Genomic DNA, 7076 nt, shown 5'->3' with positions numbered 1-7076 from the left:
CCGCGCTTGTCCTTCACCAGCGCGATCCGGTCCTTCTTCTCCTTATTGTGACTTTGACGATAGAGCACGAATTTTGTCTCCCCCACAGGGCGCTGCCCTGTGGGGACCCCCTTCGTCATTTCACCTGCGCGGCGGGACTGAATCCCGCCTTGCGCCAAGCAGTCTCCGGGACTGCTTGTACGCCGCAGACGCGGCGGGGAACAAAATTCATCAGCCGCGCTTGTCCTTCACCAGCGCGATCCGGTCCTTCTTCTCCTTATTGTGACTTTGACGATAGAGCACGAATTTTGTTCCGATGACCTGGACCACCTCGCTGCGGGTGGCTTTGGCCAGGTCCTCGGCGGCCTCCCGGGCGGTGAGCATGGAGTTCTCCAGCACCTTGCCCTTGATGAGCTCCCGGGCCTCCAGAGCGTCGTCGGCCTGCTTGATGAGGTTGTCCCCCAGGCCGTCCTTGCCCACGTGCAGAATGGTGTCGATGCCGTTGGCCAGGCCCCGAAGCTGGGCCCGCTGCTTGCTTGTCAGATCCATAATATCTCCTTAAAATCGTTTTATTTGCTCTGGCCGGACAGGTAGTCGGCCAGCTTCTGCTGAAAGAGTTTCAAAGCGTTTCCCCGGTGGGAGATGGCGTTCTTCTCCTCGGGGCTGAGCTGGGCGAAGGTCTTTTTCTTCTCCGGCACGAAGAAGATGGGGTCGTAGCCGAAGCCGTTCTCCCCCTGGGGGGCATAGGCCAAAGTGCCGTGGCACTCCCCACGGGCGGTAATGACGTCACCGTTGGGCATGCATAGGGTGATGACCGAGACGAACTTGCACTTCCGGTCCAGCTGTCCCCGCATGTTCTCCAGCAGCAGGCGGTACCGGCCCACGTCGTCCAGGCCCTCCCCGCCGTACCGGGCGGAATAAACCCCGGGGGCGCCGTTCAGGGCGTCCACGGACAGGCCGGAGTCGTCGGCGATGGCGGGGAGACCGCTGGCCTCCATGACAGCCCTGGCCTTCAGGAGGGAGTTCTCCTCAAAGGTGGTCCCTGTCTCCTCCACGTCCACATCCACGCCCACGTCGGACTCCAGGACCACCTCCACCCCCTGGGCGGAGAGGATGTCCCGCATCTCCACCAGCTTGTGCTGGTTCTTGCTGGCAAGCACCACTTTCATCCTTCAGCCCTCCAGCGCCTTGGCCTGGAAGGTCATGACCTCCCGGATGCCCTTGGCGCACAGGTCCACCAGGTCCCGCTGCTCCTGGACGGTGAAGGCCCGACTCTCGCCGGTGCCCTGAAGCTCCACGATGCCGCCCTGGCCGGTCATGACGCAGTTGAGGTCCACCTGGGCGGAGGAGTCCTCCTCATAGCACAGGTCCAGCAGCAGCTGGTCGTGGACGATGCCGGCGGAGATGGCGGCCACCGGGGTGATGATGGGATTTTCGGCCAGCAGGCCGTCGGCCATCAGCTTCTTCACGGCCAGGGCCAGGGCCACATAGCCGCCGGTGACGCTGGCGGTACGGGTGCCGCCGTCCCCCTGGAGCACGTCGCAGTCGATGTTGATGGTGCGCTCCCCCAGCTTCTTCATGTCCACCGCCGCCCGGAGGGCACGGCCCACCAGACGCTGGATCTCCGCCGACCGGGGGGAGAGCTTCAGCTTGGAAATGTCCCGCTTGCTCCGCTCCCGGTTGGCCCGGGGCAGCATAGAGTACTCCGCGGTGACCCAGCCCTCTCCCTCGGGGACATGGGGCGGGGTCTTTTCCTCCACAGAGGCGGTGCACAGCACCATGGTGTTGCCGCAGCGGATGAGGCAGGAGCCCTCCGCGAATTTGTTGAAGCCGGGGGTGATCTCAATGGGCCGGAGCTGATCCCAGGCCCGTCCGTCGATCCTTGCCATGTTTCGATTCCTCCAAAATCAAGGCCGTATGGCCGTTCTTGTGATGGATTACACCAGCGCCTCGGTGAAGCCCTCGGCGTCGAAGGGCCGCAGGTCCTCGATGCCTTCGCCCAGACCCACATACTTCACGGGGATCTGGAGGGTGTCGGCGATGGCCACGGTGATGCCGCCCTTGGCGGTGCCGTCCAGCTTGGTGAGGACGATGCCGGTGACGCCGGCGGCCTCCCGGAACTGTTTGGCCTGGATGAGGCCGTTCTGGCCGGTGGTGGCGTCCAGCACCAGCAGGGTCTCCTTGGCGCAGTCGGGGAGCTCCCGGTCAATGATGCGGGAGATCTTATTGAGCTCGTTCATCAGATTCTGCTTGTTGTGAAGCCGTCCGGCAGTGTCCACCAGGATGACGTCGCTGTTCCGGGCCTTGGCGGCGGTCACCGCGTCAAAGACCACCGAGGCGGGGTCGGCCCCCTCGTGCTGCTTGACGATCTCCACCCCCGCCCGCTGCGACCAGATGGTGAGCTGGTCGGCGGCGGCAGCCCGGAAGGTATCGCCGGCGCAGAGGAGGACCTTCTTCCCCTGGGCCTTCAGGGTGGCGGCCAGCTTGCCGATGGTGGTGGTCTTGCCCACGCCGTTGACGCCGATGAAGAGAATCACCGAGGGGCGGGTGGAGAGGTCCAGGCCCTGGTCTCCCACCGTCAGCATGTCCTGGAGCACCCGGCGCAGGCAGTTCCGCACCTCTTCCTTGTCCTTGAGCTTCTCGCTCTTCACCCGGCGCTTGAGCTCCTCCACCGCCTTGAGGGTGGTGTCCATGCCCATGTCGGACAGGATGAGGGTCTCCTCCAGCTCATCGTAAAAGTCATCGTCGATGGCGGAGAAGCCCGCAAAGATGTTCAGCTTTTTGATTTTGTCAAAAAATCCCATATATTTCTTCCTCTTATTGATTTTATAGTTTTCCACCGCAGTGGGGACAGTACTGGATATTTCCCTCCCGGGTGGGAAGCCCCATCCCGCAATGGGGACAGCGCCAGAACAGCAGCACGATCACGCCGCCGACCAATATGAGGGCCACCCCTACGGCTGTCAGGATCATTGCCTGGGGGCCGATCATCCCAAGCAGCAGAAGCAGGAAGCCCGCGCCATAAAACACCCACATGATCTTCCGGGCGTTTCGGTGGTTCATGCGAAACTTTTTCATACCGCGCCTCCAATCACTTCAGGTCCAGTTCCTTTTCCACGTCGTTGAGGTTGATGGTCAGAAGGCGGCTCACGCCCTGCTCCTTCGTCGGCGCAAAGTCCGCTTCTGCTCGGGACGCCCTTCCGGGCATCCCTCACCCGCTCCCTTGCGCCTCCTCCCCCCACCCGACCCGCTTCGCTGGGCTCGGGCGGGGCCCCCGCCATGCAGGAGCAGGAGAGTACTTTATTTGAGATTCAATTCCTTCTCCACATCGTTCAGGTTGATGGTCAGAAGGCGGCTCACGCCCTGCTCCTTCGTCGGCGCAAAGTCCGCTTCTGCTCGGGACGCCCTTCCGGGCATCCCTCACCCGCTCCCTTGCGCCTCCTCCCCCCACCCGACCCGCTTCGCTGGGCTCGGGCGGGGCCCCCGCCATGCAGGAGCAGGAGAGTACTTTATTTGAGATTCAATTCCTTCTCCACATCGTTCAGGTTGATGGTCAGCAGGCGGCTCACACCCTGCTCCTGCATGGTGACGCCGTAGAGGACGTCGGCCTCCTCCATGGTGCCGCGGCGGTGGGTGATGACGATGAACTGGGTTTTGGTGCTCATGCCCCGGAGGTACCGGGCGAACCGGGTGACGTTGACGTCGTCCAGGGCGGCCTCGATCTCGTCCATGACGCAGAAGGGGGTGGGCCGCACCTTCAGAATGGCAAAGTAGAGGGCGATGGCCACGAAGGCCTTCTCGCCGCCGGAGAGGAGGGAGAGGACTTTCAGGGCCTTACCCGGGGGCTGGACCTTGATCTCAATGCCGCAGCTCAGAATGTCCTCCGGGTCGTCCAGCTCCAGGGTGGCCATACCGCCGCCGAAGAGCTCGGTAAAAGTCTCCCCAAAAGCGGTGTTGATGACACCGAATTGCTGGGAGAAAATGGACTTCATTTCCCCGGTGATCTCGGCGATGACCTTCTCCAGCTCCTCCTTGGACCGGCGCACATCGTCCCGCTGGTCGGTGAGGTAAGTATAGCGCTGGTTGACCCGGTCGAACTCCTCGATGGCGTCCAGGTTGATGTTGCCCAGGCCGGAGATGCTCCGCTTGAGCTCCCCCACCCGCTTTTGGGCCTTGGGCACGCTCTCCAGCTCCTGGCGCTGGGCCCGGGCCGCCTCGTGGGAGAGCTCGTAGGTCTCCCAGAGCTTGTCCAGGATCTGCTTCTCCTCCATGGAGGCGGTCACCTTTTTCTGCTCCAGCACCGAGACCTCCCGCTCCATGTTCAGCAGCTCGCTGTTCTTGTCCCGGCTCTCCTTGTCGGCCCGGTTCCGCTCTGCCTCCAGGGCCATACGCTCCTGGTTGAGCTTCTCGATCTCGGCCTGCCGTCCCTCGTTCTCCACCCGGATGGCCTGGAGCTTCTCCTCCTGGGCCCGGATCTTTTCATTGAGATCGTCATTTTTGATCTCCAGCTCCCGGAGCATGTTCTCCCGCTGCTCCTTGTCGCCGGTGATGTCCCGGCGCAGGTCCTCCAACTCGGTGAGGGCCTGCTCGGTGGCGGCCCGCTCGGCCTCCAGGGCGGCGGTCTCCTGGCTGAGCTGGGCGATCCTGGCGCTCGCCGCCTCCATCCGGGCCTTGATCTCCGCCTGGCCCGCGGCCTTGCCCTCGGCCTCCAGCCGCAGGGCGGCGGCGGCGCCCTCCAGCTCCTCGATCCGGGCTCTGGCGTTGGCGGTGTCCGCCTCGGTCTGACGGGAACGGCCCTCGATCTCGGTGAGCTCCTCCCGCAGGCTCCCCCGCTGGCTCTCCAGGTCTGCGCAGGTCTTCTCCTGGGCGGCGCTCCGCTCCTCCAGCTGAAGAATCCTGTCCTCCAGCTCACGGCACCGGGACTGGGCGGTCTCCAGCTCGTAGACGGCCACGGCGGACTCCCGCCGGGCCTCCTCCAGGGCCTTGGCCGCCTGGTCCAGCTGGGCCCGCACCCCGTCCACCTGGGCGTTCAGGCGCTCCAGCTCGTTGGCCCGGCTGAGGATACCCGCCGACCGGGAGGCCGAGCCGCCCGTCATGGAGCCGCCGGGGTTGAGGACCTGGCCGTCCAGGGTGACGATTTTGAAGCGGTAGCGGTATTTTCTGGCCATGGAGATGGCGGCGTCCATATCCTCGGCCACCACCACCCTGCCCAGCAGGTTGGAAAAGATGTTTTTGTATCTGGGGTCGAACTCCACCAGCCGGTCCCCCATGCCCACGAAGCCGGGTTCATGCTCCACAGCGGTATCCCGGAACTCGGAGGGGCGGATGGCGCTCAGGGGGAGGAAGGTACACCGGCCGCCGTCCCGGCGCTTGAGGAAGCCGATGGCGGCCTTGCCGTCCTCCTCGCTGTCCACCACGATGTTCTGCATGGCGCCCCCCAGGGCGATCTCCACCGCCACCGTGTAGGGGTCGGGCACGTGGACCAATCCGGCCACCGGGCCGTGGATGTGGCGGAGGTTCCCCCGCTGGGCCTCCCCCATCACCAGCTTCACCGCCTTGGAGTAGCCCTCGTAGAGCTTCTCCATCTCGGAGAGCATATGGACCCGGGAGGTGAGGGCGTGCTCGTCCATCTGGAGCTTTCGGTGGGTCTCCTGGGCGGTCTCCACCTTCCGCTTCCGGGACTCAGCCCGCATGGTATAGCCGCTGATGACGTTGCCCAGGGCCTCCCGGTTCTCTTTGGCCTTTTGGAGGTCGGCGGCGATTTCTCCGGCCACCTTGTGGGCGGCGGAGAGCTTCTCCTCCCCGGCGGCGAGCTCCTGCCGGACGGCCTCGTCCCGGTCCAGCAGCTCCTGGGCGGCGGCGGCCAGGGCGGAGAGGAGGGCCTTGGCCTCAGCGGCGGAGGCGTTCTCCATGGTCTCCTTCTCCCGCAGGGCCTCCAGCTCGCTCTCCAGGGTGCCGGCACTGCGGCGCTCGTCCTGGTCGGCCTGCCGGGCGGCAGCAAGCTCCTCCTCCAGCCCGGTCCGGCGGGCGGCGATCTCCTCCAGGCGGGTGCGGCGCTGGTCGATCTGCTCCGAGATGGACCCGGCCCGGCCTTCCTGCTGGTCCAACTCCCGCCTGACCCGGTCGGCGTTTTCCAGGTTGCTCTGGATCTGGGTTCGGAGCACCGCCACCGCCCGCTCGCACTCGTTGGCGTCGGCCTGGCGCTGCTGGATCTGGAACCGGACGCCCTCGGCCTCCATATCCTTCTCCCGCATTTTGGCGGCGTAGTCCTCGGCGGCGGCGTAGAGCTGCTCCACCAGGACCTTGGACTCCTCCTTCTGGCGGACGGCGTTCTCATAGTCGGAAAGGAGTTTTCGGCTGTTCGCCCGGACCTTGTCCAGCTGGTCCATCCACAGTGAGATCTCCAGTCCCCGGAGCTCGTCCCGGAGGACCAGGAACTTTTTGGCCTTTTCTGCCTGGGCCCGGAGGGGCTCCACCTGGAGCTCCAGCTCGTCGATCTTGTCGTTGACCCGGACCAGGTTCTCCTGGGTGCGCTCCAGCTTCCGCTCCGCCTCCTCCTTCCGGTGGCGGTAGCGGGAGATGCCGGCGGCCTCCTCAAAGACCTCCCGGCGATCGGTGCTCTTGACGGACAATATCTCGTCGATCTTGCCCTGGCTGATGATGGAGTAGCCCTCCCGGCCCAGGCCGGTGTCCATGAACAGCTCATTCACGTCCCGGAGGCGCACGGTGTGGCGGTTGATGAAGTACTCACTCTCCCCCGAGCGGTAATACCGCCGGGTGACCATAATCTCGCTCTCCTCCCGGTCAAAGAGGTGACCGGTGTTGTCCAGCACCAGAGAGACCTCGGCAAACCCCAGCTGCTTGCGCTTGGCGGTGCCGCCGAAGATGACGTCCTCCATCTTGCCGCCCCGGAGGGCACGGGTGGACTGTTCCCCCATGACCCAGCGGATGGCGTCGGAGATATTGGATTTTCCGCTGCCGTTGGGACCCACGATGGCTGTGACATCGTGGTCAAAGGTCAGAACCGTCTTGTCCGGGAACGATTTGAAGCCCTGGATCTCCAGCGCCTTGAGGTACAAAGGCACACACTCCCTATC

Annotated in this window: 6 protein-coding genes; all 6 read right to left on the bottom strand. The window is 64.6% G+C overall.

The window, feature by feature from the left end; all coding sequences use genetic code 11:
* Positions 1-210: 210 nt before the first annotated feature.
* Positions 211-528: a ribosome assembly RNA-binding protein YhbY gene (yhbY, locus tag Q0K15_RS04965; protein ID WP_294513163.1), complete on the bottom strand. Its 318-nt coding sequence runs from the start codon at positions 526-528 to the stop codon at positions 211-213.
* A gap of 20 nt (positions 529-548) precedes the next feature.
* Positions 549-1148 (bottom strand): XTP/dITP diphosphatase, encoded by a 600-nt coding sequence (locus Q0K15_RS04960; protein ID WP_294513160.1) that lies wholly within the window; start codon positions 1146-1148, stop codon positions 549-551.
* Positions 1149-1151: 3 nt separating this feature from the next.
* On the bottom strand, positions 1152-1868 hold the full coding sequence (gene rph, locus Q0K15_RS04955; protein ID WP_294513157.1) for a ribonuclease PH: 717 nt from the start codon (positions 1866-1868) through the stop codon (positions 1152-1154).
* Between the two features lie 48 nt (positions 1869-1916).
* Positions 1917-2783 carry a signal recognition particle-docking protein FtsY gene (ftsY, locus tag Q0K15_RS04950; protein ID WP_294513154.1) on the bottom strand — a complete coding sequence of 289 codons (867 nt, stop codon included), beginning with the start codon at positions 2781-2783 and terminating at the stop codon, positions 1917-1919.
* A gap of 22 nt (positions 2784-2805) precedes the next feature.
* Positions 2806-3057, bottom strand: coding sequence for a hypothetical protein (locus Q0K15_RS04945; protein ID WP_294513151.1), 252 nt, complete (start codon positions 3055-3057; stop codon positions 2806-2808).
* Positions 3058-3488: 431 nt separating this feature from the next.
* Positions 3489-7064 carry a chromosome segregation protein SMC gene (gene smc / locus Q0K15_RS04940; protein WP_365933275.1) on the bottom strand — a complete coding sequence of 1192 codons (3576 nt, stop codon included), beginning with the start codon at positions 7062-7064 and terminating at the stop codon, positions 3489-3491.
* Positions 7065-7076 lie beyond the last annotated feature (12 nt).

The sequence above is a fragment of the uncultured Intestinimonas sp. genome (assembly GCF_944387245.1).
Taxonomy (GTDB): Bacteria; Bacillota; Clostridia; order Oscillospirales; family Oscillospiraceae; genus Intestinimonas.
The sequence above is the reverse complement of the archived record's forward strand: the minus strand, read 5'-3'. Positions and strand labels throughout refer to the sequence as shown.